Source organism: Pantoea cypripedii (genome assembly GCF_002095535.1).
Lineage (GTDB): Bacteria > Pseudomonadota > Gammaproteobacteria > Enterobacterales > Enterobacteriaceae > Pantoea > Pantoea cypripedii.
The window spans coordinates 67107-91413 of the sequence record NZ_MLJI01000001.1 but is presented as its reverse complement, the minus strand read 5'-3'; the positions used below and the strand labels follow the sequence as shown (position 1 = coordinate 91413).

Annotated in this window: 19 protein-coding genes and 1 tRNA gene; 2 read left to right on the top strand and 18 right to left on the bottom strand. The window is 55.3% G+C overall.

Annotation, left to right across the window (positions count from 1 at the left end; translation table 11 throughout):
• The first annotated feature begins 239 nt into the window (after nt 1-239).
• Complete coding sequence (locus HA50_RS00400) at nt 240-449, top strand: hypothetical protein (RefSeq protein WP_167379230.1); 210 nt, start codon at nt 240-242, stop codon at nt 447-449.
• 221 nt (nt 450-670) lie between these two features.
• Here the strand turns inward: HA50_RS00400 and HA50_RS00395 are convergent, their stop codons facing one another.
• From HA50_RS00395 to HA50_RS00310, 18 genes are all read right to left on the bottom strand, one after another.
• Entirely contained in the window at nt 671-1675 is a 1005-nt protein-coding gene (locus tag HA50_RS00395; protein WP_084871680.1) for a family 8 glycosyl hydrolase, read from the bottom strand.
• A gap of 9 nt (nt 1676-1684) precedes the next feature.
• Complete coding sequence (gene bcsD / locus HA50_RS00390; protein ID WP_084871679.1) at nt 1685-2131, bottom strand: cellulose biosynthesis protein BcsD; 447 nt, start codon at nt 2129-2131, stop codon at nt 1685-1687.
• Nucleotides 2131-5934, bottom strand: coding sequence for a cellulose biosynthesis protein BcsC (locus tag HA50_RS00385; RefSeq protein WP_084871678.1), 3804 nt, complete (start codon nt 5932-5934; stop codon nt 2131-2133). The genes bcsD and HA50_RS00385 overlap by 1 nt, the downstream gene beginning before the upstream one ends.
• A gap of 11 nt (nt 5935-5945) precedes the next feature.
• Nucleotides 5946-8438, bottom strand: coding sequence for a cellulose biosynthesis cyclic di-GMP-binding regulatory protein BcsB (gene bcsB / locus HA50_RS00380; RefSeq protein ID WP_084871677.1), 2493 nt, complete (start codon nt 8436-8438; stop codon nt 5946-5948).
• Nucleotides 8435-10540, bottom strand: coding sequence for a UDP-forming cellulose synthase catalytic subunit (gene bcsA, locus HA50_RS00375; protein ID WP_084871676.1), 2106 nt, complete (start codon nt 10538-10540; stop codon nt 8435-8437). The genes bcsB and bcsA overlap by 4 nt, the downstream gene beginning before the upstream one ends.
• Nucleotides 10541-10594: 54 nt before the next feature.
• Nucleotides 10595-11395 carry a cellulose biosynthesis protein BcsQ gene (bcsQ, locus tag HA50_RS00370; protein WP_084871675.1) on the bottom strand — a complete coding sequence of 267 codons (801 nt, stop codon included), beginning with the start codon at nt 11393-11395 and terminating at the stop codon, nt 10595-10597.
• Nucleotides 11386-12108: a cellulose biosynthesis protein BcsO gene (gene bcsO, locus HA50_RS00365; RefSeq protein WP_084871674.1), complete on the bottom strand. Its 723-nt coding sequence runs from the start codon at nt 12106-12108 to the stop codon at nt 11386-11388. Before bcsO ends, bcsQ begins: the two co-directional genes overlap by 10 nt.
• 474 nt (nt 12109-12582) lie before the next feature.
• Nucleotides 12583-13593: a dipeptide ABC transporter ATP-binding subunit DppF gene (dppF, locus tag HA50_RS00360; RefSeq protein WP_084871673.1), complete on the bottom strand. Its 1011-nt coding sequence runs from the start codon at nt 13591-13593 to the stop codon at nt 12583-12585.
• Complete coding sequence (gene dppD / locus HA50_RS00355; protein WP_084871672.1) at nt 13583-14569, bottom strand: dipeptide ABC transporter ATP-binding protein; 987 nt, start codon at nt 14567-14569, stop codon at nt 13583-13585. The genes dppF and dppD overlap by 11 nt, the downstream gene beginning before the upstream one ends.
• A gap of 12 nt (nt 14570-14581) precedes the next feature.
• Nucleotides 14582-15484: a dipeptide ABC transporter permease DppC gene (dppC, locus tag HA50_RS00350; protein ID WP_084871671.1), complete on the bottom strand. Its 903-nt coding sequence runs from the start codon at nt 15482-15484 to the stop codon at nt 14582-14584.
• A 9-nt stretch (nt 15485-15493) separates the two neighbouring features.
• Entirely contained in the window at nt 15494-16513 is a 1020-nt protein-coding gene (dppB, locus tag HA50_RS00345) for a dipeptide ABC transporter permease DppB (protein WP_084871670.1), read from the bottom strand.
• Nucleotides 16514-16714: 201 nt separating this feature from the next.
• Nucleotides 16715-18325 (bottom strand): dipeptide ABC transporter periplasmic-binding protein DppA, encoded by a 1611-nt coding sequence (gene dppA / locus HA50_RS00340; protein WP_084871669.1) that lies wholly within the window; start codon nt 18323-18325, stop codon nt 16715-16717.
• 754 nt (nt 18326-19079) lie between these two features.
• Nucleotides 19080-19156 (bottom strand) — tRNA-Pro (locus HA50_RS00335).
• Nucleotides 19157-19281: 125 nt separating this feature from the next.
• Nucleotides 19282-20976: a kdo(2)-lipid A phosphoethanolamine 7''-transferase gene (gene eptB, locus HA50_RS00330; protein ID WP_084871668.1), complete on the bottom strand. Its 1695-nt coding sequence runs from the start codon at nt 20974-20976 to the stop codon at nt 19282-19284.
• A gap of 232 nt (nt 20977-21208) precedes the next feature.
• Nucleotides 21209-21655: a DUF943 family protein gene (locus HA50_RS00325; RefSeq protein ID WP_084871667.1), complete on the bottom strand. Its 447-nt coding sequence runs from the start codon at nt 21653-21655 to the stop codon at nt 21209-21211.
• Nucleotides 21655-22497 carry a YPO3983 family protein gene (locus HA50_RS00320; protein WP_084871666.1) on the bottom strand — a complete coding sequence of 281 codons (843 nt, stop codon included), beginning with the start codon at nt 22495-22497 and terminating at the stop codon, nt 21655-21657. The genes HA50_RS00325 and HA50_RS00320 overlap by 1 nt, the downstream gene beginning before the upstream one ends.
• Before the next feature lie 157 nt (nt 22498-22654).
• A complete protein-coding gene (locus HA50_RS00315; protein ID WP_084871665.1) occupies nt 22655-23083 on the bottom strand; it encodes an organic hydroperoxide resistance protein in 429 nt (142 codons plus the stop codon).
• 91 nt (nt 23084-23174) lie between these two features.
• Entirely contained in the window at nt 23175-23639 is a 465-nt protein-coding gene (locus tag HA50_RS00310; RefSeq protein ID WP_084871664.1) for a MarR family winged helix-turn-helix transcriptional regulator, read from the bottom strand.
• A 61-nt stretch (nt 23640-23700) separates the two neighbouring features.
• On the opposite strand from HA50_RS00310, the gene HA50_RS00305 reads away from it, so the two are divergent.
• Nucleotides 23701-24294, top strand: a complete 594-nt coding sequence (locus tag HA50_RS00305) for an HD domain-containing protein (protein ID WP_084871663.1) — start codon at nt 23701-23703, stop codon at nt 24292-24294.
• Nucleotides 24295-24307 lie beyond the last annotated feature (13 nt).

The window sequence follows — 24307 nt, the reverse complement described above, 5'->3', positions numbered from 1 at the left end:
TCCGCCCGCCAGGCTTTAGGCAGTTTCAGGACCACCTGTACAGGCGGACGGGCAAAGGTCCGAGGGCGCGGACCTTTGCAATCCGCGCCCTGCGGCGTCCTCGCGCAGCGCTTCGCGCTGTTCCCTCGCTTATCACTCAGGCCTGACGGACCGCGCGGATTCGCCGTCCTGGCTCATGCCGCGCTCTCGTCGCATCCATGCGACTCGTCCTGGCCTTCCCTCTGCACTCGGCGCTGCGAATGCCGCCCACACCCCCCGTCTGCAAGCCCGAAGAAAAAAGAAAAAAACACCAACACCAACACCAACACCAACAACAACAACAACAACAACAACAACAACAACAACAACAACAACAACAACAACGGAAAAAAACCAGAAAGTCATCGGTGGTGCAGCGGGGGTGTGAGCGCCATCCGAACTCGCTGAGCGCGGGAGCGATTCCAGGATGAGCCGCAAGGATGCGGCGAAAGGCGGCGTGTAGCGGCGCGATTTATCGCGCGAAAAAGCCAGTGTGTAGCGGCGCGATTTATCGCGCAAAAAAGGCGGCGCAGGGCCGGGGAATGCAAAGGGGACGGCCAGGTCCCCTTTGCTCGGTCGCCGCACTGGCGAGCTGAAACTGCCAGTGCCTATAGCGAACGAAACTATCTCGATCCGAAAAAAACCCTAAGCGTCAGCGCCTCTCCTGATACGCCATCCACGTCAGCAACTGCAAACTCGCCGAAAAGTAATTCTGATCCGCGGCCAGCTGGTCGCTGAGATACCCGGTTTCGCTCAGGGTCAAATCACGAATCGCCAGCAAACCACCATCAAGGTTATAAGGCGCAGGCGTGTTCGCCAGCACATCAAACCACGCTGGCGTGGTTAAGCGACCATAGCCCTGCCAGACGCGCTGGAACGGCACCAGATGCAGGCTCTGCGGGTCGTACCACCAGATATTGAGCGGGATACGGATCGCGTCGTAGCTAAAGCGATTGGAATACCCCACCGCCGGTGCCACCGAACCATCAGCATTCAGCGCCACCCAGTCGAGCGGTAAACCACTTTTGCCAAAATGCATATTTCCCAGCAAATCCATGCCGCCATCAATCAACTGGTTCCACACGCGCAGATGACTGTGCTCGGCAAACTCACGCCAGGCGGGGAACAGGAAATAGGAGGGATTGAGCACGACAAAGCTGGTTTTATTGAAACCCTGCGCGCCCGGCAACATCACGGTATGCCCGGCATAGGTGATCACGTTGTCCTTCACGATGGCGCGCTGGATGCGGTCCGAGGCCTGCTGATAATTGCCGCCCCACTTCTGCGCCGCACGCTGCAACGCCCAGGCAATCAACACATCGCCATCGGAGGCATTATTTTTATCGGCAACCGGATCGGCAGCACCCGGCGTGTAACGCCAGTAAAACAAATCGTTTTGCGGATTACGCAGATGACGCTGCGTCCACTGCCACAGCTTATCAAAGGTGGCGCGATCATCATTCGCCACCGCCAGTAACATGCCGTAGCCCTGGCCTTCGGTATGGCTGACATTGTTGTTGGCCGTATCGATGATGCGGCCATCACTGCTCATAAAGCGACTCTTGAAGGTACTCCAGCCATTGGCGGCCGCCTGGGCGCTAAAAAACATCACCATCAAACACAGCATCCATTGACGCCAGAACGGCTTAACTCTCATCTCAGCATCCTATTGATATCGGTAGTGCAGCGTGCCGCCATCCAGTTTTTCCAGGGTAACCGGAACGGCTGCGCTGCCACCCTGCGCCTGTAACCATTGGGCATAGACACCCGCCAGTACCGCGCTAAAAGCCAGCTGCCAGCGTTCCGCTTCCACCAGGTTGTCACCCGCCGGTAACGCATGGTGCTGAATCAGAATGGCGTTTTCCATCGGTTGTAACTGGGCAAAGCCCCAGCTAAAACGCGCCAGCTGCAAATTGATTTCGCGCTCCAGATCCTGCACGGTGCGCGCCTCCGGCAAAGGATAGCGCGCAGCCAGCGATTCGCCCATCTGGTTCAGGAAACCTTCGGCTTCCTCACCGGCATTATCCAGCATGCCTTCAATCATCACGCTAACCAGATCAAACCAACCCGGCTGATGCGGGTGGCTGACGCGCGCTGCCAATTGCTCACTCATTAGTTGTCTCCGAACATGTAACGGAAGTACAGATTCGCGGTGGTCTCGTTGTAATCGCCGAAGGTGTCATAACCTAACTGACCACCCACGGTGAGATCTCTATTGATCTTATAATCGGCACCGGCGTGCAGGTTATAACCAATACCATTCTTGCTGTCGCCATCGTAGTAAGCGCTTTTCACGTCTCCCGCATCCGCCAGGGCCTGTAGCTCGGCCTGCAATGTCGGATCGTTCGGGAAGTAAGCGCTCCGGTCCTGGCTGTAAGACTGGTAACCAATCGAGCCACCAATATTCACCTTCAGGTCGTCAAACTTACGCGAGAAGTCGATAGGGAACGAGATCGACGCGTAATTCTGCGGGCTGAAGTAACCCCCCTGACCATAGCTGAAGTAGCTGAGGTTTTTCGAGAAATCCATCCACGACAGACTCATCCCCACTTTCAGTTCGCGGTCATCGTAGTGGAACGGACGCACATAAGCACCCGCCGTGGCCTGCACGCTGTTGTTGCTGGCGACGTTCTCACCCAGATAGCTGTAGGCACCGCCGCCAACATAAAAACCGGCGTCGCCATTGTCGTAGCTCAGCAGCGCGTTGCCGCCGTTCTTGGTCACCTGACCCCATTTCTTGCCGGTGGCGGTATCTTCTGCTCCCACGTACGACAGCAGGCTATCGGTCACCGCACGACGCTCACCGGTCAGGATCAGCGTCAGGAAATCCGTCAGTTTCGGCGACCATTGCACGCCACCTACCATGGTACTCAGATCCTGGCCGAGCGGCGTACTGCCAAGGTCAATTTTATAGCTGTCGCCTTTCAGTGCCAGATTCAGCTCAACCCCGTTGCCTTTCTGCGAATTGGTCGAGGAGGACGGCACATCGGTAACTTCGGCATCACCCGCCGCCACCACCGCGCCCTGAATCAGCGAGTTAGTACCAAAGCGACGCCATGCATCGCCCGCCGCACTGCCTGCCGACAGCGAAATTGGCGTCATGGTGAAGTCGAAGCGTGAATCGCCGAACGGTACGGTGGAGAAGGTCAGCGGTGCTTTGGCTTCGGTCAGCTTACTCAGACCCGATTCGCCATCACGCCCACGAACCTGCACGGCACCCTGCGTCCAGGTACCGGTTTTCTCCTGCAAATCGTCCATCATATCGTCGATCTGGCGCAGCGTGCGGCTCTGCTGCACCGCCGGAGTATTGCTCGCCAGCGTCACGCCACTGGCGCTGCTGGTCGCATCCGGGGCGGATTGCCACGGCATCACCGCACCATAGCTGGACGGGGTGCGCCCCACCGGTGAAGTGCTGCGGTTGATAAACGGGTTGTCGGCCAGCGCCAGACCACCCACGGTCGGTACGCTGCCGGATTGCGCGCCCTGCAAGCCAATCAGCTGGCCGCGCGCGCTACGCAGATAGCTCATCGCCTGACTATGCTCGCCGTTGGCTTCCGCCACTCGCGCCAGCAACAGCAGGCGATCCGGCGACTGTTCATTACGCAGGCCACGCGACAGGGTATTGGCGCGCTGCACGTCGTTCTGCGCCAGCGCCACGTTGATAGCCCCTTCGCGTGCATCCTGAGTCGGGGTGTCCTGAGTCATCAGGTAGTCATACACCACGCCCGCTTCTTTATTCATCTTGCCGGACTGATAAAGACGCGCCATGGCAAACATCAGATCGCGGTTCTGCGGATCATGTTGCAGCGCACCCACCAGCTTGTCATAGGCGGCAGCGTACTGTTTCTGCTCGCGCAGGCGATCCACTTCGTTGATAACGTAGCCGTTACGAATACCGGCCAGCTGGGTTGGCGTACTGCGCGCCTGCAATTCCGGGCTGCTGAGGAAGCTCTGCGCTTCGGTAGTCAGACCAGCCTGATTCAGTACCGCCACCTGGGCGGCATAATCACCGGCATTGCCCTGCACGCCACGCTGCATATTGCTGCGCACCACGGAAACTGCGGTGGTGAGGTCCCCGGCTTTCGCCAGTTTCTGCGCCAGATTACCGGCATCCACCGGGTTAGCAGGCGGACTGGAGGCCAGCGCGCGCAGCGTATTGGCTGCCGCCGCGTTGGAACCCTGCGCCAGATATTGATCGGCGGTGTTCATTTGCAGGTTGAAGTTGACGCGTTGCGCCAGCTCACGCATATCGCTGCTTTTGCTGCTGTTGGGAATACGCGACAACAACAGGCTGGCCTGTTGCCAGGCACCGCTTTCGCTGGCATTCAAAGCACCGGCGTAGAGTTCATTGGTGCTGGCACCGGTACGCATCGCTGGCTGCATAATATTTGCCGCCATCATGCTGTCGCCCTGGCCACGATAAATGCGCGCTAAGTCGAGACGCAGCCAGCCATCGTTAGGGAAACGGGCAATGCCCTGTTGCAGAGTGGCAATCGCCGCCGCGTTGTTGCCTGCCGCCAGCTCCCGCTTCGCCTGCTGACGGATTGGGTCGGTGCTGCTGCCACGCGGTGCCACGCTCTGACGCACGCTCTCCGGCAGCGATCCCAGCAGGGTGTTGGCCTCGGCGCTGCGGTTTTGCTGGCGCAGCACGTAGAACAACCCTTCTTTGGCGTTACGGTTATCCGGGTCACCTTGCAGGATCGAACGGTAAGTCTGCTCTGCCTGTGGCAGTTGATTGGTACGGCGCAGCACATCCGCACGGAACAGTTTGGCCGAGGTGCCCTGCTCACCCGCGGCCTGAGTCAGCGGTTCACTCAGTGCCAGCGCCTGGGCGCTGTCGCCATTTTTCAGTGCCTGCTGTGCGGTTGCCAGTTGCGCGTAGAAACGCGCATCGGTAGCCTGCTTCTGTCGTTCTGCGCTCTGGTCGCCGCCCATTTGCGCCGCGCGCGTCAGGTAATCGGCGGCCTCGGAATAACGTCCGGCACGCTGCGCCACGTAACCCATACCGGCCAGCGCATCGGCATCCTGCGGGTTCGCCTGCAACACTTTTTCGAAGTTGTTCTGGGCGCTGCTGACATCACCGCTGTTGAGGGCGGTAAAGCCTGCGCCTTTCTCGGCACCGCCGACATTTTTACGGTAGTAATCCAGCACCGCGTTGTCCTGCGGGTGACGTTGCTGCCAGGTCTGATACAGAGAAGCATCAGATGCCTGCGGCCCCAGCCACAACAATGCCTGACGCAGCGAACGGTCGGCATCTTTGTTGCCATCCGCCATACTTGCCAGCACATCGATCCCTTCGCGACGGGTGGACTCCTGATACGTCATCGCCTTGCCCAGCGCCAGTTTGGCCCCGGTATCCTGCGGATGCGCGGCCGCGAACTGACGCAGCGCTTCAACCGCCTGCGGCAGCAGCGTGCGGTCACCCGCCATGGTCAGATAATATTCGGCTGCTACGCTCGGCGGTGGCTCGTTGCCGCTGAAGGTGTTGCGCCAGGTCTGTAACGCGGCGGCGATATTGCCGCTGCGCGCCTGCTGACGCGCCAGTGACAGCTGCGACTGCGGAATGCTTTGCAGCTGACGCGCGTTGTCCAGCTCGGTGAGATGGCTATCGTTTGGTGACACCTGGCTCAGGCGCGCGCGCCATTGTGAAGCCGCCACGTTATCACCGCTTTGTTGTGCGTAAAGCGCCAGCAGATACAGTGCCTGGGTGTTATTCGGTTCCACCATCAGCACTTTCTGTAGCGAAGCCTGCGCCAGGTCGTCATGCGCTTTCTGATGCCAGTAAGCCGCCTGATCGAACAGCGCCTGTAACGCAGGATTGGTGCTCTCGGCCGCCAGCAGCGGCTGAGAGAGTGTCAGTGCCCCGCCGAGAATCAGGGCGTGGCGAATACCGGCGCTAATCAGATGTTTTTTCATTGTTTTTATCCTTACTTCTTGCCGGACTTGCTATCACCCTGCGGATTGAGACGTCGCCAGGCATGACGTTTCAGCATCGCCCAGGCGCTTCCCCCCACCAGTGCCGATACCAGCAGCGCGGCCAGTGCCATCAGCACCGAGTGTTGGTTGGCATACCACACCACCATCATGTACCAGGGCATTTCACCGCTCGGGAACTGGGGTCCGACGCGGAAACTGCGGATGCCGTTCTCATCGGTGATGATGGCGGTATCGCCGCGAATACCCGCGTTAATCCGTGCCGAGCTGAGGTCGTTATGCAGACGTGTCAGCTGGTCATCGCTGGTGGCGACCGTCATCACCACCAGGCGATCCGGGTTCCACGGTGAGCGATAGCTGAGAAAGCCGCGCCAGGCTTCATTCGAAGAGAAGTAACGATCGGCATCCAGCTGCTGGCGATACCAGTCGCCGGTCAGCCAGCCACGCAGCTTGTCCCAGGTGGTCGGCTCTTTCACCCCCAGCGTATTGCCGCTGGTCTCATAAGGTGTCCCCGCCAGCATCGCCTGGTTAAAGGCGCTGTTTTGCGTGGTGCTTACTGCCAGCAGATCGCTATGCTCCAGACGTGTCAGGTTGGTGCCGCCATTCGGCATGCCGAACAACACCTGGTTTTGCGCCAGCGGTACGCCAGTGGCGTTACCGGCACGGGCAGCCATATCCAGCAGGGTCGAGATCTCCGCGTCGCTCGGTTTTTCCGGCAGCATCAGCGTGGTCTGGGAGAAATCGGCCAGACGCGAGAACGGGAAGGATGCACCAACGAAGTACGACAGGTTCGGCAGCATGGTGAAGTGACGCGTATGGCTCAGGTCGATCGACGAGTCATCTTCAATGCGGCTCTTGATGTTGTTGTTCAGCAACACGCCGCACGGGGCATCCGCTTTCGGCTTGATGTTGAAGTACAGCGCCAGCTGGTTATCGCCGTAAATCAGATAGGGATCGAGCTTCAGCGTGTAGTTTTCCTGGCGCGCATCGCCACCCAGGCGGTGCCATGCGCTCTCCAGCAGGCCGACTTTATTCACCGTCAGGTTACGCAGGAAGGTGCCGTTCAGCATCACGTTGAGGAACGAGTTGTTCTCGTCGATCCAGCTTTCTGACGGGAAACGATAGTGCAGGTTCACCGGAATGGTATCGCCGTCCCACATAAACAGGTCTGGCGCGGCGCGGAAGTTCACGCTCAGCGCGTCGTGCCAGATGCCGGTGGTGGTCAGGCTCTGATCTTTACGCAGCAGCTCGCTCAGACGCACCGGACGGCTGGTGTTGATCCAGCGCGGCGCATCATAAGGCTTACGCAAAGCAATTGGCTGCGTCTGCACATTCATGCTGCTGGCGTCAGTGGTCAATGGATGCGTGGTGAGACGGTTCGCCGCCTGACGCAGCTGCGCGTCATCCGCGCCACTCACCAGCAGCAGTTTGTACACCGGGTTGTTCGGGTTATCGACCATTTGCAGGGTCGGACCGTTGGCGGCCGGGAAGGTCAGCGAGCCAATTTTATCGCCCGGATGGCCAAACAGGATGCCGTTGTGCTCCGGCAGATCGCCGCGCACCACCGGGAAACGAATGCCACGGTAATCTGACTGAATACCCAGCCACGAAGCCACCAGCGCCGCCGCACTGACGGTATCCGGAGCCACATCATTGGCAAAGCCAATGGTGACAGTGGCAGGGGTCATGCGCAGCGGATCAAGAAACGGACGTGGGAAGTTACGCAGGGCGGTGCCGATGTTCAGCTGCTGCCCTTCCATACTCAGGGTGGTTTTCGGCAGAATCGTCACCTGATACTGGCGGGCGCTATCTTTCTCGCACAGCAATTTGTCGGCGTCGTTAATCTTGAAGCTCAGGTTGTTGCTGGACACCACCATTGCTGCCGGGATATCGAGCTGATAATCACTGACATCGCTGTCGCTGGAGCCGAGCGGCAGCGTACCCAGCGGCTGGCCGTTAAGCATCAGTTGCAGCGAGGTATTACGTGACGCCAGCGCCGCAGAGACACGCAGCGACAGGTTGAGGCGCGCATTGGTGATCACTTCATCACCCGGCAGGGTGAAGACGATACCGGATTGCAGCTGACCACCGGTCAGCACAATGCCCTGCGGCTGGCCCATCTGCGCCACGGAAATCATCGTACTTACCGGCTGATTCAGCGGTGCCGCCACCACCTCCGGTACCGCTACCGGAGCGGGAAGCGGCGCGGGGGTCGGCAATACGATATCCGCTGCCGGTGCCCCGCTGGCTGCCGCAGGCGCATCGTTTTCCGTCGCCGGGGCATTTTCTGCCGGGGCGTAAGGGGCGCTGCCTGCCGCCGCTTTCAGCTGGGCATCCGCGTTGCTATCCAGCCCCTGTGGCGGGGGCACCTGTCCCAGGGCAGAGCTATCCTGCGTCACCGTTGCCGGGGTATCCGCCCAGGCAGGCACCAGCAACAGCGCGGTTGCCAGCGAACTTGCCAGCAACGTTTGCGTCAGATTCTTCATGCTGCGCTGTCCTCTTTCACGGCAGGCTGAGCGTCCTGCTTGCCTTTGTTGCGACGATCTTTCCATGTCAGCCAGAACAGCTCAAAAACGGTACGCACAATGGTGCCGATCGACAGCAGCGGGTTGTCTTGCTTGTACTGCGGCTGAATCCACGCATCGGCGCGCGCCAGCACCACGCGCACCAGTTCGCGGCGACGCGACAGCGGCATGGCTTCGAAACGCAGACGAATGGTTTCTTCATCACCGGAAATTTTGCTCACCGGAATGGTGATGGCACCCGATTTCAGCAGCAGATCAATCTCTTCAATTTCATCAAATTCATGGCGACCATCCGGGGCATCGAGCTGCGCGCCGCCCATCGACAGGTTGCTGGTCATGGTGCGCGATGAGATACCGCTGGCGTAGTGAATAATCGCCGGGATTTCTACCTCAATACGAATGGTTTTACGCACCTGTTTGGTTTCGCGCGCCACCGCAATCGCCGCCATCAGGATAATCAGGCTGAACACCGCCCAGCCAACGTTCAGGGCGATAACGTAAGGGTCCACGCCAAAATAGTTGTGCATGGTGGCACGCACCACGCCTGCCACGATGCCCACCGTCAGCAGTGTCGCCACAATCACATGGGGACGCACGATGTGGAAATCGAAGAAGCCCTGATCCAGTACCCCGCCTTTATCCGTAACGTTGAACTTGCCGTGTTTCGGCGAAAACATGGTCAGGATGGTCGGGATAACCAGGTGGAAACACATCACCGTTTCGTAAATCTCACCCCAGAAGGTGTAGCGGAAACGGCCATTCATGCGGGAGTTGACGTACAACGACATCACCAGATGCGGCAATACGTAGGCAAAGATCAGCGATGCCGACGAATGAATGATGTTCAGGTTAAACAGCAGGTACGCCAGCGGCGCGGTCAGGAACGCGACACGCGGCAGACCAAACTGGAAATGCAGCATGGCGTTGAGGTAGCACAGACGTTGCTGCCATTTCAGACCACGGCCCAGCAGCGGATTATCGACGCGGAAAATCTGCGTCATACCGCGCGCCCAGCGGGTACGCTGAATAACGTGCAAACCAAGACGCTCGGTGGCCAGACCGGCGGCCAGCGGAATCGACAGGAACGCGGAGCCCCAGCCCAGACGCTGCATCTTCAGCGCGGTGTGCGCATCTTCGGTCACGGTTTCTACCGCAAAACCCCCAATCTGTTCCAGCGCGCTACGGCGAATCACCGCACAGGAGCCGCAGAAGAAGGTGGCGTTCCAGTTATCGTTACCCTGCTGCACCGGGCCGTAGAACAGCGAACCTTCGTTCGGGATGCTGCGCGCAGCGCGCAGGTTACGCTCGAATGGGTCCGGCGAGTAGAAGTAGTGCGGCGTCTGCAACAGCGCCAGTTTCGGATCTTTCAGGAACGGGCCGACCGTCGCTTGCAGGAAGGTGCGGGTGGCAACGTGGTCACAGTCAAATACGCAAATCAGCTCACCTTTGGTGATTTTCATCGCGTGGTTAAGGTTACCGGCTTTAGCGTGGCGGTTGTCGTCACGGGTGATATAGCCGACACCAACATCCGCAGCAAACATGGCAAATTCGCTGCGTTTGCCATCATCCAGTAAATAGATTTTGAGTTTGTCGCGCGGGTAATCAATACATTGTGCCGCCAGCACCGTATCGCGAACCACATCGAGACTTTCGTTGTACGAAGGCACATAAACGTCCACTGTCGGCCACAGGCTGGTGTCATCGGGCAGCGGTTCGATGGTGCGTTTTAATGGCCAGGTGGTTTGCAGGAAACCGAGAATTAAGATCAGCCAGACATAAAGCTCGGCAAGATATAAGCCGATGCCAAGAATGGCTTCAACCTCTGAATTAAATTGCAGAGTCTCCGTGGTGCGCCACCAGATATATCGGGTTGACATGAGCGCGGAGAGAATGACCATCACCACCGTTATTTTGCGGCTTTTACTGAAGCCCATTAAAAACATCATAGCGATGCTGATTAAGCCAAAGATATATTGTTTCTGGCTATCCATCGGCGTAATGATGATTACCGCTGCGACCGGTGCAAGCACCAGCAGCAGCAGGTAAAACCCGAGTTTTCTCATGATTCACCTGCGGAGCTGTGTTGTTTTTATTCGCGTCCTGACAATGTCAGGCTATTAATAATGGCTGCGAATGGGTGCCTGAACTTCGCCGTTACCCACGGTGATATTCAGAATATTGGAGACACGTCTGGCAACCAGCTCAATATCAAACGCTGCCGCAGATGCAGGGCTGAAATCAAAAACAGATTGCTGCGACGCATTGGCCTCCGCGACACTTTCGTCACGGTGCACCACACCCAGTAAATTGTCCCCCAGACGCTGCTGCATAAAAGCAGTGACATCACGGCTTATATTGCGGCGGTTATCGCTCTGGTTGAGAACAAAATAGTGCCCACGTTTATTATTCAGTGGCTGACCAATCATGCGGTCGTTTTCAATTTGCGGCAGCAACGAGACGGATGCGGTATCTGCCAGCATCACCACTAAATGCATATCGGCCAGTGCCGTCATTGCCTTTAATGCCGGACCCGGACCAGGCGGAAAATCAGCAATGATCACCAGTCCCGGATAATTCAGCACGGTATCCAGACCACGCCGCAGGAAATGCGGATCTTTTGCCAGCCTTTCTTCAAAACGCTCACGCTGTTCTTCGGTCACGTCACCATAGGGCATGACAAAAATATTGCCGCCGGTGGTGAGAATCGACTGACTCCAGTCGGCCTGCTCATCCGAGCGCGCCACAAAGCCGCGACCATCATGCAGCGGCACACCAAAATGCAGACGCAGTGCATTTTGTACGTCAAAATCGATTGCCAAAACTTTGCTGCCTGCGCGGGCCAGACTCCAGGCCAGGTTGGCTGCCATTGTGGTTTTCCCTACTCCCCCTTTAGGCGAGCACACACAAACTAACGGCATAGCGCAATCTTCTCCAGTAACGGTTTCAGTGGTGTATCTTTCGACAGGTTCGCGGGCGCAGCTGGCCGTGAACGGAATAGCGCGCCAAAACGTGACGGTGCCGCAGCAGGCTGAGGTGCAGGCGCGGCCGGTGATACAAAGGCTGGCACAGGCGCAACGGCAGCCGGGGCTGATACAACGGGAGCAGGTGCCGTCCAGGGTGCAGGTTCAGGCGCAACAGCCTGAACCGGAGCTGGAGCCGCCGGGGCTTCAGCCGGTTTGGCTGGCGGAGGCGGAAACAGCGAGGTGGTCGCCTGGCGCTCAACATGGGTCGCTTTGGGTGCCACGGGTGTGATCGATGGCGCAGGCCGGGATGTTTCAGGTGGAAATAGCGATGATGCTGGCTGAGGCTCAGCCACCGCAGGCGCAGCTGTCACTACCGGGGTGGCTGCCAGGCTATCGAGAATTGAACCCCGCACGCTGCTGGCGACAGGCGTTACCTGCGGCGACGGCTGCGGCGCGCTAAATTCGTTGCCACGAATCGGCTGCGGCTGCGGTAAATCAATACGCTGGCCGCCACCTAAGGTTTCCTGTTCTTCGTCCGCAGCCAGCTGACGGATAATCGCCCACTGACTTTGGTCGGCTTCCTGCGTTTGCCCAGACATATCCTTAAAAGCGATATCCAGCGTCTGCGTTTTTTCCTTAAAACGCTGCAAATCGTCGTAGTTCTTCATGACCGGGAGCCTGTTAAGGAGGGGGTAAATTTTCGCGAATATATCACATACCTTAAAACACAGTGAGAGAATTCTGATTATTAAAACGTCGAATTCAATAAAAGAGTTTTATCTTTCTGATTGAAAAAAAGGTAGCAATATAACGATCCATAAGCTTATTATCCGGAATTAATTAATATCGGTTAACTGAAATAATCACGGTGATAATCTTTTCATAACTCACTGAAAAATCACCAACCCTCTGCAATTTACCGATTTTTCACCAATGTGATACGCCTCACACAATCCTGATAAAATTCAGAATGTGTCTTAACACTGAAAAGAATTTTTAAGGCCAGCCGAAGACGAATGAAATGCTGTAATGAATTTTTCTGATTTTCCATAATGAATGCTTCGCCCGTTAATTTTTTTGAAGTATAGACGAGCAAATGAAAAAGGCCCCATTCGGGGCCTTAAACAATCATCATACTGCTGTTATGCGCCCGTGAGGGGCTGGTTCTCATCCTGATCGACAGCGAAGCAGGCAATCTGCTGTTCACCATAGGTTTTCAGTTTCGGCTGCAATTGCACGCAGGTACCAAAACGGCGGCGACAGCGCGCATTGAAAGCACAGCCTGGCGGTGGGTTTAACGGGCTGGGCAGCTCGCCGGTCAGTTTAATACGTTCACGACGCTCATCCGGATTGAGACGCGGCGTTGCCGACAGCAGCGCCTGGGTATACGGATGACGCGGGTTGCTGAAGATCGCCTCTTTGCTGCCTTTTTCCACACAGCGACCGAGGTACATCACCATCACTTCATCGGCGATATGTTCCACCACCGACAAATCGTGGGAAATAAACACATACGACAGGCCGAGGTCCTGTTGCAGGTCCATCATCAGGTTCAGCACCTGCGCACGCACCGACACGTCAAGCGCCGATACCGGCTCATCGGCGATCAGCACATCCGGGTCAAGCATCAGACCACGCGCAATGGCGATACGCTGACGCTGGCCGCCAGAAAACATATGCGGGTAACGGTCGTAATGTTCGGTTTTCAGGCCGACCTTCGCCATCATCTCCAGCGTTTTCTCGCGACGTTCCGCTTTGGTCAACGTGGTGTTGATCACCAGCGGCTCTTCCAGAATCTGGCTGATTTTCTTGCGTGGATTGAGTGAGCCATAGGGGTTCTGGAACACGATCTGAATTTTCTGGCGACGCAGTTTCTGCGCCTGAGGATCGTGCTTCAGCAGATCCTGACCGTGCCAGTACAGCTGCCCTTCCGTCGGGGTTTCAATCATGGTCAGCAGGCGGCCAAGGGTGGATTTACCACAGCCCGACTCCCCGACCACTGCCAGCGTTTTACCGCGTTCCAGATTGAACGACACGCCATCGAGCGCTTTCACCAGACGTTCCTGGCCGAACAAACCTTTCTTCACCGGGTAGTGTTTTTTCAGGTCAATCGCCTGCAGCAGGTAATCCTGCTGTGAATTTTCATGACTCATAAGTCGGTCTCCCGGCATCATCCAGTGGGAAGTGACATTTGGACTGGCGGCCCGGAATATCGCGCAGCTCAGGTTCTTCGCGACGGCAACGGTCAGTCACATAGGGGCAGCGCGGATTCAGCAGGCAGCCGGTCGGGCGGTCATATTTGCCCGGCACCACACCCGGCAATGACGCCAGACGCGCTTTATCTGCCGCGAACTCCGGCAGCGCACGCAGCAGCGCCTGGGTGTAGGGATGACGCGGTGCTTTGAAGATATCCACCGCTTTGCCGCTTTCCACCACCTGGCCGGCATACATCACGATGATGTGCTGAGCCGCTTCGGCCACCAATGCCAAATCATGGGTGATGAGGATCAGCGCCATGTTCTCCTGCTTCTGCAACTCCAGCAGCAGTTCAATGATCTGCGCCTGGATGGTCACGTCAAGCGCGGTGGTCGGCTCATCGGCGATCAGCAGCTTCGGTTTGCAGGCAATCGCCATGGCGATCATCACGCGCTGGCTCATACCACCGGACAGCTGATGCGGATACACATCCAGACGCGAGGCCGGATCGGGAATCCCCACCTGCTCCAGCAGATCAATTGCCCGCTGACGGCGGGTGCTACGGCTGCCGCCCTGATGCACTTTCAGCGCTTCCATAATCTGGAAGCCCACGGTGTAACACGGATTGAGGCTGGTCATCGGGTCCTGGAAGATCATCGCTACTTCCGCCCCCACCAGCTGACGACGCTCTTTTTCGGAGATGCGTTGCAGATCGCGCTGATTAAACTCCAGCTTCTCTGCCATCACCCGACCGGGATAATCAATCAGGCCCATAATCGCCAGTGAGCTGACGGATTTGCCGGAACCGGACTCACCCACAATCCCGACCACCTGGCCCTGCTCAACCTGATAACTGATGCGGTCAACCGCACGGAACGGTGTTTTTTCGTCGCCAAAATGCACCGACAGTTTTTCTACATTTAATAACGCCATCTCGGTGCCTCTTTACTGCTTGAGTTTCGGGTCGAGTGCATCACGCAAACCATCGCCCATGAGGTTGAATGCCAGAACCGTCAGCAGGATGATCACTCCGGGGAAGGTCACCACCCACCAGGCACTTTGCGCGTACTGCAACACGTCGGAGAGCATGGTGCCCCACTCCGGCGTCGGCGGTTGCGCCCCCATACCGAGAAAGCCCAACGCCGCCATATCGAGGATGGCGTTGGAGAAACCTAATGATGCCTGCACGATCAGCGGTGCCAGGCAGTTAGGCAGAATATTGACGAACATCTGGCGCAGCGTACCGGCACCCGCCACGCTGGACGCGGTGACGTAATCACGGTGCACTTCCACCAGCACTGCGGCGCGCGTCAGACGGATATAGTGCGGCAGCGCCACGAAGGTCAGCGCCAGTCCGGCGTTAACAATCGACGGGCCAAAAATCGCCACCAGCACCAGCGCCAGCAACAGGCTCGGCAACGCCAGCATGATATCGACCAGGCGCATGATGATGGCGTCAACCACCCCACCGAGGTAACCGGCCATCAGACCAAACACCACCCCGAGGATCAGCGACAGCACCACCACCAGGCAGCCGACCAGCAGCGACAGGCGCGCACCATACATCAGGCGCGACAGGATATCGCGACCAACGTCATCGGTGCCGAGGATAAATTTCCAGCTGCCGCCGTCCTGCCAGACCGGCGGATGCAGCAGTGCATCACGGAACTGTTCAGCAGGTGCATGCGGAGCCAGAAACTCAGCAAAGATGGCGATCAGCAGCATCAGTACGATGTAGACCAGGCCAATCACCGCGCCTTTGTTACGTTTGAAGTAGTGCCAGAATTCCTGAATCGGGGTCATCGGCTTGGGTGCAGCGCTTACGCTTGCGGGATCAACAGCAGACATGATGCCCCCTTATTTCTTATGACGGATACGTGGATTCACCACGCCGTACAACAGATCAACCAGCAGGTTGACCAGGATGATCAGAATCGCCACCAGCAGCACGCCGCCCTGCACCACCGGATAGTCACGGCGTTGCAGCGCTTCAATCAGCCAGCGCCCAAGGCCCGGCCAGGAGAAGATGGTTTCTGTCAGAATCGCGCCCGCCAGCAAGGTACCCACCTGCAAACCGATGACGGTCACCACCGGCAACATGGCGTTGCGCAGCGCGTGCACCACAATCACGCGCATCCGCGTCAGCCCTTTGGCGCGCGCGGTGCGGATGTAGTCTTCGCCCAGCACTTCCAGCATCGAGGAGCGCGTCATACGCACAATCACCGCCAGCGGGATGGTGCCTAACACGATGGCGGGCAGAATCATGTGCATCACCGCATCTTTGAAGTCACCCGGTTCACCCCACAACAGGGTGTCAATCAGCATAAAGCCGGTGAGCGGATGACTATCGTCGAGGAAGATGGTGTCACTGACGCGCCCGGAAACCGGTGTCAGGTTGAGTTGCACCGACACCAGCATGATCAGCATGATGCCCCACCAGAAAATCGGCATCGAATAACCGGTGAGTGAGATGCCAACGGCGGTGTGATCGAACACCGAACCGCGTTTCACCGCAGCCAGCACGCCCACCGGGATACCGACGGCAATGGCGAAAATCATCGCGCAGATGCCCAGCTCCAGTGTGGCTTTAAAGCGCGGCACGAATTCGTCCCACACCGGGATGCGGCTTTTCAATGAAATACCTAAATCGCCGTGCAACACACCGTTGATGTAGGTGAGATATTGTTTCCACAGGGGTTGGTCAAGACCAAACATCGCCATCAACTGCGCATGGCGTTCTGGCGAGATACCGCGTTCGCCCGCCATGATCAGCACCGGGTCACCGGGGATCAGATGGACAAATGCGAAGGTCAACAGGGTAATACCGATAAATGTCGGGATGACAAGTCCCAGACGTCGGAGTATGAACTGCAGCATAAGCCGGACTCTCAGTCATTTCCCACAGCGTTGCCGCCGGGGACTACATTGCTCAAAACAAGCATCCGGCACATAGCCGAACGCGACGCCAGAAGCGCTTCAATATAAGAAATTTAGCCGGAAAAAAAGTGCGGAGTGCGGGCGGTAAAGATACCGCCCGAGGGCCGACGGCGTCGGCCCTGACCGCCATAATCCGAAAGGTTATTCCTGGATATCGACGTTTTCGAAGTGATGTTTACCTAACGGGTCAACCACATAGCCGGTCACTTTCTTGCTGACAGGCTCATACACAGTCGAGTGAGCAATGATCAGCGCCGGAGCCTGGTCATGCATGATCACCTGTGCCTGTTTGTAGTATTCAATACGTTTGTTGTGATCGGCTTCAGCGCGTGCAGGCTGAATCTGATCTTCAAACGGCTTGTAGCACCAGCGTGAGTAGTTCGAACCGTCTTTCGCCGCTGCACAGCTGAACAGGGTGGCGAAGAAGTTGTCCGGATCCCCGTTGTCACCGGTCCAGCCCATCATTACTGTCTGGTGTTCACCCGCTTTGGCGCGCTTCAGGTACTCGCCCCACTCGTAGGTCACGATGTTGGCTTTCACGCCAATCTTCGCCCAGTCAGCCTGAACCATTTCCGCCATACGACGGGCGTTCGGGTTGTAAGGACGCTGAACCGGCATCGCCCACAGGTCGATGGTGAAGCCATTCGGCATGCCTGCTTCTTTCAGCAGTTCTTTCGCTTTAGCCGGGTCATACGGATAATCTTTAACCGCATCGTTGTAGCCCCACATGGTCGGCGGAATCAGGTTCTTCGCCGCCTGGCCTGCGCCCTGGTACACCGCATCAATGATGGCTTGTTTATTCACCGCCATGGTCAGTGCCTGACGCACTTTCACGTTATCCAGCGGTTTTTTCTCGGTGTTGAACGACAGGTAACCGACGTTCAGACCCGGTTGCTCCATCAGATTGATGTTTTTGTCTTTCTTCATGCTGGCGATATCAGCCGGGTTCGGGTACGGCATCACCTGGCACTCGCCTTTCTGCAACTTGGCATAACGCACAGAAGCATCCGGCGTGATGGAGAAGACTAAGCGATCGATCTTCGGCTTGGTGCCCCAGTAATCCGGGTTAGCTTTGTAGAGGATGCGTGAGTCTTTCTGGTATTGCAGCAGCTGGAACGGACCGGTACCGACCGGGTTGAGGTCCACTTTTTCCGGCGTACCGGCTTTCAGCATGTTGTCAGCGTACTCTTTGGACAGGATAGAAGCGAAGTCCATACCGAGGTCAGCGAGGAACGGTGATTCCGGACGTGTCAGCACGAAGCGCACGGTGTTGTCGTCCACTTTCTCGATTTTGCTGATCAAGTTCGGCATGTCCATGCCTTCGAAGTACTCGTAGCTGCCGCCAGAGACGCCGTGGTACTTGTTGTTTTTATCGAGCTGACGCTCGAAGGAGAAAATCACGTCATCAGCATTGAAGTTACGCGTCGGTTTGAAGTCTTTGGTGGTTTGCCACTTCACGCCTTTGCGCAGATGGAAGGTATAGGTTTTGCCGTCAGCGCTCACATCCCACTTTTCGGCCAGGCCCGGTTCCACTTCTGTGGTGCCGATTTTGAATTCAACCAGACGGTTGTAGATCGGTACGGAGCTGGCATCGTAGGTGGTACCAGAGGTGAACAGCTGAGGGTTAAAGCCTTCCGGCGAACCTTCTGAACAGTAAACGAGGGTTTTCGCCTGAACACCTGCGGCAACGGTCATAGCAATCAGGCTTAGACCGACCTTCAGCATCCTGGATTTAGCCAGGGAGTTGATCATGTTTTGCTCCATTGTGATGTGATGTTGTGTGCGTTGCGCCTGACCTCTGATTTTTTTATGCGGTTCAGGCAAGTCACGTTTGTGACCAAAATGCGAGCCGTTGTTGTTGTTGCACTGGCACCGTGGAATCTGCCAGATGCGTCGGACTCTGCATCTATTGACGCATCAATTTGTCAACAGTTGCAAAGAACGTCAATACAAGGTGGGGTTATTTACAGAGAGTGTGAGTAACCGCAAGCAACGATAAAAAATACCCTTCAACCGGTAAGCCAATATTTAAAAAGGTGATAAAGCCATCTACACCGAGCGATTATCTGGATATATAGCCAAATGACAGTGATTATCACCGCTAAAAAACATACAAATATTGCCAGTAAATGTTGAATATATGAACGATTCCCCGTGCGTTATGACGTTCAGGCAGCGAAATATGCTGGACTATTGGCATAAGAAATCAGCAAAAAGCAAAAAGCGGTCATAAGAAGAATGTGTCGCGAATTAAGCAGACAGCTAAGTAACGGCAAGGGATTGATAGCCGTGAGCAGGAATAATGACGACTATTTTGTAAATGGCGGACGTAAAGGGTGAATTATGGACTTTTGATCTTTCATCATTCGCCACGACCTGGTCGTAGCGGCGCGATTTATCGCGCAATTTTGTGTACGGCACCGGGAAAAACCGCGCGATAAATCGCGCCGCTACGGATAATGACAGACGAAAAAAAACCTGCTTTTACAAGCAGGTTTCTTAAATCTGGTCGGTGAGAGAGGATTCGAACCTCCGACCCCTTCGTCCCGAACGAAGTGCGCTACCAGGCTGCGCCACTCACCGATGGGGGCGCATCTTACTGCGCCACTTCTGGAGCGTCAATCCCTTTTTGTGCAAATCCACGCGATCGCCTGGAAAGCAGGCAGCAGGGAAAAAGCCTCTGCTGCTCAATAAATTCCAGGCAAAAATTACAGCGTTTTGGCTTCTGTCGTCGTCGCCGGAGCCTGACACCAGTTATTCACCGCTTTAATCCCGCCGTTCGGCGAGCTGTAACCGAGGCAGCCGAGGATGGTGTCGAACAACTCAACATGACGATGCGTTTTGCCGACGCGCTGTTGCGCCTGCAAGCGTTCGAAATTACTGCGATTGGTGGGGTCAGCCAGATACTTATCCGAGGCCCAGACCATCATTGGGACGCGGAACTGCTCCGGCGGTGCCATTTCGCGCGGCGTACCGTGCAAATGCATATTCTCGCTAATTGACTCACCATGATCGGCGGCATAGAACACAATCGCCTTCTTGTCGCGCAGCTGGTCTAACACGCTATCCAACATGGTATCGACATAAAGAATCGAGTTGTCATAAGCATTGATCAGTTGTGCTTTGCTACAGGTTTCATCGACGCCCATGCACTCCGGCTGATAACGGGCGAAACTGCGCGGATAACGCTGCGAATAAAGGTAGTGCGAACCTTTGGTATGCAGCACCACCAAATGCTTACCTTTCGGGAAACGCTCCAGCGACGCCTGTAACTCCGGCACCAGCAGCATATCGTCCACCGCCTTGCCCTGGTTACGCTTCTCAGAACCAATCTGCTCACGGAACGAGAAGTTATTCACATCGGCGTTATCGTAGAACCAGACTTCACTCTGCATGGCGAACAGTTCCGATGTGAAACCCAGCTCTTTCATCACCGCGAAAACATTCTGTTCTTTCAGGGTGCGCCCCGGATTATCCATGGTGCCACCTTCGCGCACGAACATGCAGCGTAGTGACAATTTGGTCGCGGTATCGCAGGACTCGCCACGGAACGCCACCAGGTTCTTCTCTTTCGATAACTTCGGCGTGGTATCGCGTGAATAACCCAGCATGCCCATATGATCCCAGCGCGTGGTCTCACCAATCACAAACACCACGTAGGTATCATCAATGCCGGGAGGGGCTACGTAGGTAAACTGCTTTGCCGGGTCGAGCAGTTCCTGGCTATCCAACTGCTCATCCACTTTGGTCCAGGCAAACAATCCAAGCGCGGCAATCCAGTTGGAAGGCAGATAAGAATGCGCCACCACGCCACCATAGCTGGGTAAATCGATATTGGTGATCTCTTCATTGGCTTTTTGCAGCCTGTCGAAATAGCGAATCGGCAGCCACACCAGCGCCACGCTCAGCAGCAGAATCACCGTGGGTTTGAGACGCTGGCCCGGCGTTTTCAACTGATTAATCAGTGTCTGGCTCAGGTTATTACGCCAGATCATCAGCAGCGGTAAGGCGCTGACCAGCACCATCCACAGCACAAAATGCAGGCCAATCACTTCTTTCGACAAATCAACATCGGTAGTCATCACCGAAGCGACGATGCCGTAGCCGATCACCACGTTAAAAAACGCCATGTAATAGGCAGAGGCGACGGAAATGACCACCAGCAGGCTGGCGAGCACGCGATAAACCCATTTACCGCCCAGCGACAACAACCGCATCAGGAAGAAGGTCAGCAGCACTGCCGCCACCACTTCTACCACAGCAGAGGCCCATTCGGTTAGTGTGAATTTCGTCAGATAACTGTCAAAACGTCGATAAAAAATCGGCAAATTCAACAGGATGCCGATATACAGCGCGAGCAGCAATGACAGCTTCTGCTGCGTTAAGGTTTTAATATAATTCATGAATTTACTTATTCCCGGCCTGGTGTCGGAGCTATAACCCTAAATGTGACTATGTAAAGAGAGTAGAGTTCGCACAGTTTGCTAAAAACGTGATGAAACGTGCAGGATCGGGACGAATCTGAACGGAGAAAACACGATGATGCGAAGCCAGGCAGTAGAACATTTCACCACAGGTAAGACCAGAGAATTTTTTTGACCGTGGCCTGGATAATTTTAATTTATGGGGGAGTGCCTACTTCACTTTGATGATCCTGCCATCATCTGTGAGCTGGTAGGTTGAATAATCAAATCTAAACTGCGTCATGCCATCTCTTGTGAAATAAACGGCCATAAGCCTTTTTTTATCAATACAATTTTTAGGCGGCTGCACATCATCGAAGCATAAACGATCTTCTTTACCCAATTCTTTATAACCATCACCAAATGCAAAAATTGAAATTAATCTTGGCCCCCCTTCATCTTCAGGAACGATTTGATATTTTGACCGAATTTCACGCTGATTCTTCATCCACCATTGAATGCTTGCCGCTTCCGACAAAGGCAAGTGATCTACGAGAATTTCCGCAGTGTATTGATTATGATGTCCCCCCATAATGCTGACATCCCGATTGTTCAGGTATAACAAGAATCCGGCGATAGCTGCGGCGACACCAGCTAATAGAAAAAACCTTCTTCTCATCAACGTCCTCCTTCAATATCTATGACTGCTTCCATATTTGTTAAAAATGGACGAAAACCGAACCTGTCAAAACGTTGAAGGATGAACCAAATGCGAAAAAATTGGAACTGATTAAATTTTTTCTTTCGAATATCATTTACATCCAGGCCAAAATGATCCTGCCCCAGATATTTCACTTTTGCACGCCAGTGATTTCCATCAATTTCCAGGTTCAAAAGCTCAATTCGTGTCGAATGAACATCATGTACAGTAATACCCATTCCATTAATTTTATCGAGTATCAATGAATCGAACTTGGGCAAAATGCTGTCTCGAATATAGAAACCCAAACCATCAACACTCTGTTTAGTAAGTACTTTATTAGTATAATCAATACAGGTATTTAATCCTGTAATGATAGCAAGCCTGGAACTGCTGTCAGAATTATCCCTCAGAATCCTCTCCCTGTACGCCATATCCAGTTGCATATCGCGAAACGGGGCTCCGGTCGATTGCTGGAAATGCCTGAGCATTTTATTGATCAGGTGTTTATATGGCCCCACACAGGCATAGGGTAGCGAAGTCACCTGCATCTCCTCAAACAATATACGGGCGCATTCCTGCACGCTGACCGCTGCTCCACGTTTGCCGCCGTAAACACCATGGAAACGTGACTGGGGATTATGGAAGGTTGTCAGCCGTGTCAGGGTATAAGGATCGACCTGGCTGGATAGATGAATAAGGCCAAACTCATGCTTTAAACGCTTTTCACACATATCGCCATAACGCATATCATCTGCGCCATAGTCATTAAAAGAACGTTGCGTGGTATAAATCGTTTGCGGAAAGGTTGCCATTGCCATGCGGAGTTACTCCCTGTAACCGGCTGTCCATGATGCTGGCTATTAAATCGTGTTCCCCAACAGAAAAAATTGATCAAACCCCAGGAAATGAAATCCCCAAAAATAAAAAGACCCCGCAAGGAGTCTTTTTTATGGCCTGAATAACTAAAAAGAGTCATTAATTAATGATATTCAGTGTCACGTCAATATTGCCGCGTGTAGCATTAGAATACGGGCAAACGATATGCGCAGCATCCACCAGTTTCTGTGCTTCAGCCGCGTCCATACCCGGCAGATTAATATTCAGGGTCACCTGAATGCCGAAGCCGTTCGGGATCGGACCGATACCCACTTCACCTTCAATAAACGCATCTTTAGCAATGGCGAATTTGTCGCGCGCGGCGACAAACTTCATCGCGCCGAGGAAACAAGCGGAATAACCTGCTGCGAACAGCTGCTCCGGGTTGGTCACTTCACCGCCTGCGCCACCCATTTCTTTTGGTACGCCGAGTTTCACATCCAGCACACCATCAGAAGAGGTGGCACGACCATCACGGCCACCGGTGGCTTTGGCTTTTGCGGTATAAACAACTTTCTCTAAAGACATGATAACCTCACTAATTCGCTATATGATCGCGTGCTACTTATTTAGCACTGTCCTGATACACATGACACGGGTGCATCGCACCCGCCCTTTTTTACTTAGCGCGATTCAGATTATCGCGCAAATCGTCCAGCTGATTTTTCAGCGCCAGCAACGTGTCATCATCACAGGCTGAGGCACATTTGATCGCTTCCGGGATGGATTCCGCTTTCTGGCGTAAGGCGCGTCCCTCATCCGTCAGCGTGACCACCACCTGGCGTTCATCCTGACGCGAACGTGCACGACGCAACAGCCCGGCGCTTTCCAGCCGTTTCAGCAACGGCGTCAGGGTGGCGGAATCGAGGAAAAGCTGCTCGCCAATCTCAGACACCGTCAGGTCGTCCTGCGTCCACAGCACCAGCATCACCAGATATTGCGGGTAGGTGATTTCCAGCTGCGCCAGCAGTTGCCGATACACTTTATGCATCGCCAGGTTCGCCGAATACAGAGCGAAACAGAGATGCTGATCGAGCTGGAGTGGCGTCTGCGACACTTTTTTGTCATCTTGGTTACTGTTCATGCGATTTAATATAGATAGCGCGCTAGACAATTGCAAGCTACTTTTTCCCGGAGAACACAATATGCGGGATTCACTGGAAGATCAGGCGCGCCGCTATGCCACCCAGGCCCATGCTGCCGCCGGACAGCGTCGTAAATATACCGATGAGCCTTATATCGTCCATCCGGCAGCGGTCGCTGAGCTGGTGCGCAGCGTCACGGATGACGAAGCGATGCTGGCTGCCGCCTGGCTGCATGACACGGTAGAAGATACACCCAGCACATTACAGGATATTGAAAGCCACTTTGGCCCGCGCGTGGCTGAACTGGTGGATATGTTGACTGACAGCGCCCAGCCGCAGGCAAAAAACCGCACCGCCCGTAAGCTGGCGCACTTCCGCCATACCGCACAGGCCTCCCCCGAGGCGCAGACCATCAAACTGGCCGACATCATCGATAACACCCGTGCCATCGTGCAATTTGATCCCAGTTTCGCCCGTGTTTACCTGGTGGAGAAGCAGGTGCAGATTCAGCTGTTAAATGAAGGAGACAAGCGTTTATGGCGGCAGGCGGATAGCATTATTCGTCAGGGCATTGCCCAGCTGGCGCAGCCACCGCACAGCGTACCGGAGAGTTGGTTTGTCAAACAGGCGGCCAAATACGGCGGTTTAAGTTAAAAAAAACCCGCCG

What these genes read in the sequence shown, in the direction of transcription:
- dppD (WP_084871672.1), bottom strand. Translation starts at nt 14,569, where the DNA reads ATGGCGTTATTAAATGTAGAAAAACTGTCGGTGCATTTTGGCGACGAA.
- bcsQ (WP_084871675.1), bottom strand. Translation starts at nt 11,395, where the DNA reads ATGCCGTTAGTTTGTGTGTGCTCGCCTAAAGGGGGAGTAGGGAAAACC.
- HA50_RS00320 (WP_084871666.1), bottom strand. Translation starts at nt 22,497, where the DNA reads ATGGCAATGGCAACCTTTCCGCAAACGATTTATACCACGCAACGTTCT.
- HA50_RS00385 (WP_084871678.1), bottom strand. Translation starts at nt 5,934, where the DNA reads ATGAAAAAACATCTGATTAGCGCCGGTATTCGCCACGCCCTGATTCTC.
- HA50_RS00400 (WP_167379230.1), top strand. Translation starts at nt 240, where the DNA reads ATGCCGCCCACACCCCCCGTCTGCAAGCCCGAAGAAAAAAGAAAAAAA.
- dppF (WP_084871673.1), bottom strand. Translation starts at nt 13,593, where the DNA reads ATGAGTCATGAAAATTCACAGCAGGATTACCTGCTGCAGGCGATTGAC.
- dppC (WP_084871671.1), bottom strand. Translation starts at nt 15,484, where the DNA reads ATGTCTGCTGTTGATCCCGCAAGCGTAAGCGCTGCACCCAAGCCGATG.
- bcsB (WP_084871677.1), bottom strand. Translation starts at nt 8,438, where the DNA reads ATGAAGAATCTGACGCAAACGTTGCTGGCAAGTTCGCTGGCAACCGCG.
- HA50_RS00315 (WP_084871665.1), bottom strand. Translation starts at nt 23,083, where the DNA reads ATGTCTTTAGAGAAAGTTGTTTATACCGCAAAAGCCAAAGCCACCGGT.
- bcsD (WP_084871679.1), bottom strand. Translation starts at nt 2,131, where the DNA reads ATGAGTGAGCAATTGGCAGCGCGCGTCAGCCACCCGCATCAGCCGGGT.
- bcsO (WP_084871674.1), bottom strand. Translation starts at nt 12,108, where the DNA reads ATGAAGAACTACGACGATTTGCAGCGTTTTAAGGAAAAAACGCAGACG.
- eptB (WP_084871668.1), bottom strand. Translation starts at nt 20,976, where the DNA reads ATGAATTATATTAAAACCTTAACGCAGCAGAAGCTGTCATTGCTGCTC.
- HA50_RS00325 (WP_084871667.1), bottom strand. Translation starts at nt 21,655, where the DNA reads ATGAGAAGAAGGTTTTTTCTATTAGCTGGTGTCGCCGCAGCTATCGCC.
- HA50_RS00395 (WP_084871680.1), bottom strand. Translation starts at nt 1,675, where the DNA reads ATGAGAGTTAAGCCGTTCTGGCGTCAATGGATGCTGTGTTTGATGGTG.
- HA50_RS00310 (WP_084871664.1), bottom strand. Translation starts at nt 23,639, where the DNA reads ATGAACAGTAACCAAGATGACAAAAAAGTGTCGCAGACGCCACTCCAG.
- HA50_RS00305 (WP_084871663.1), top strand. Translation starts at nt 23,701, where the DNA reads ATGCGGGATTCACTGGAAGATCAGGCGCGCCGCTATGCCACCCAGGCC.
- bcsA (WP_084871676.1), bottom strand. Translation starts at nt 10,540, where the DNA reads ATGAGAAAACTCGGGTTTTACCTGCTGCTGCTGGTGCTTGCACCGGTC.
- dppB (WP_084871670.1), bottom strand. Translation starts at nt 16,513, where the DNA reads ATGCTGCAGTTCATACTCCGACGTCTGGGACTTGTCATCCCGACATTT.
- dppA (WP_084871669.1), bottom strand. Translation starts at nt 18,325, where the DNA reads ATGATCAACTCCCTGGCTAAATCCAGGATGCTGAAGGTCGGTCTAAGC.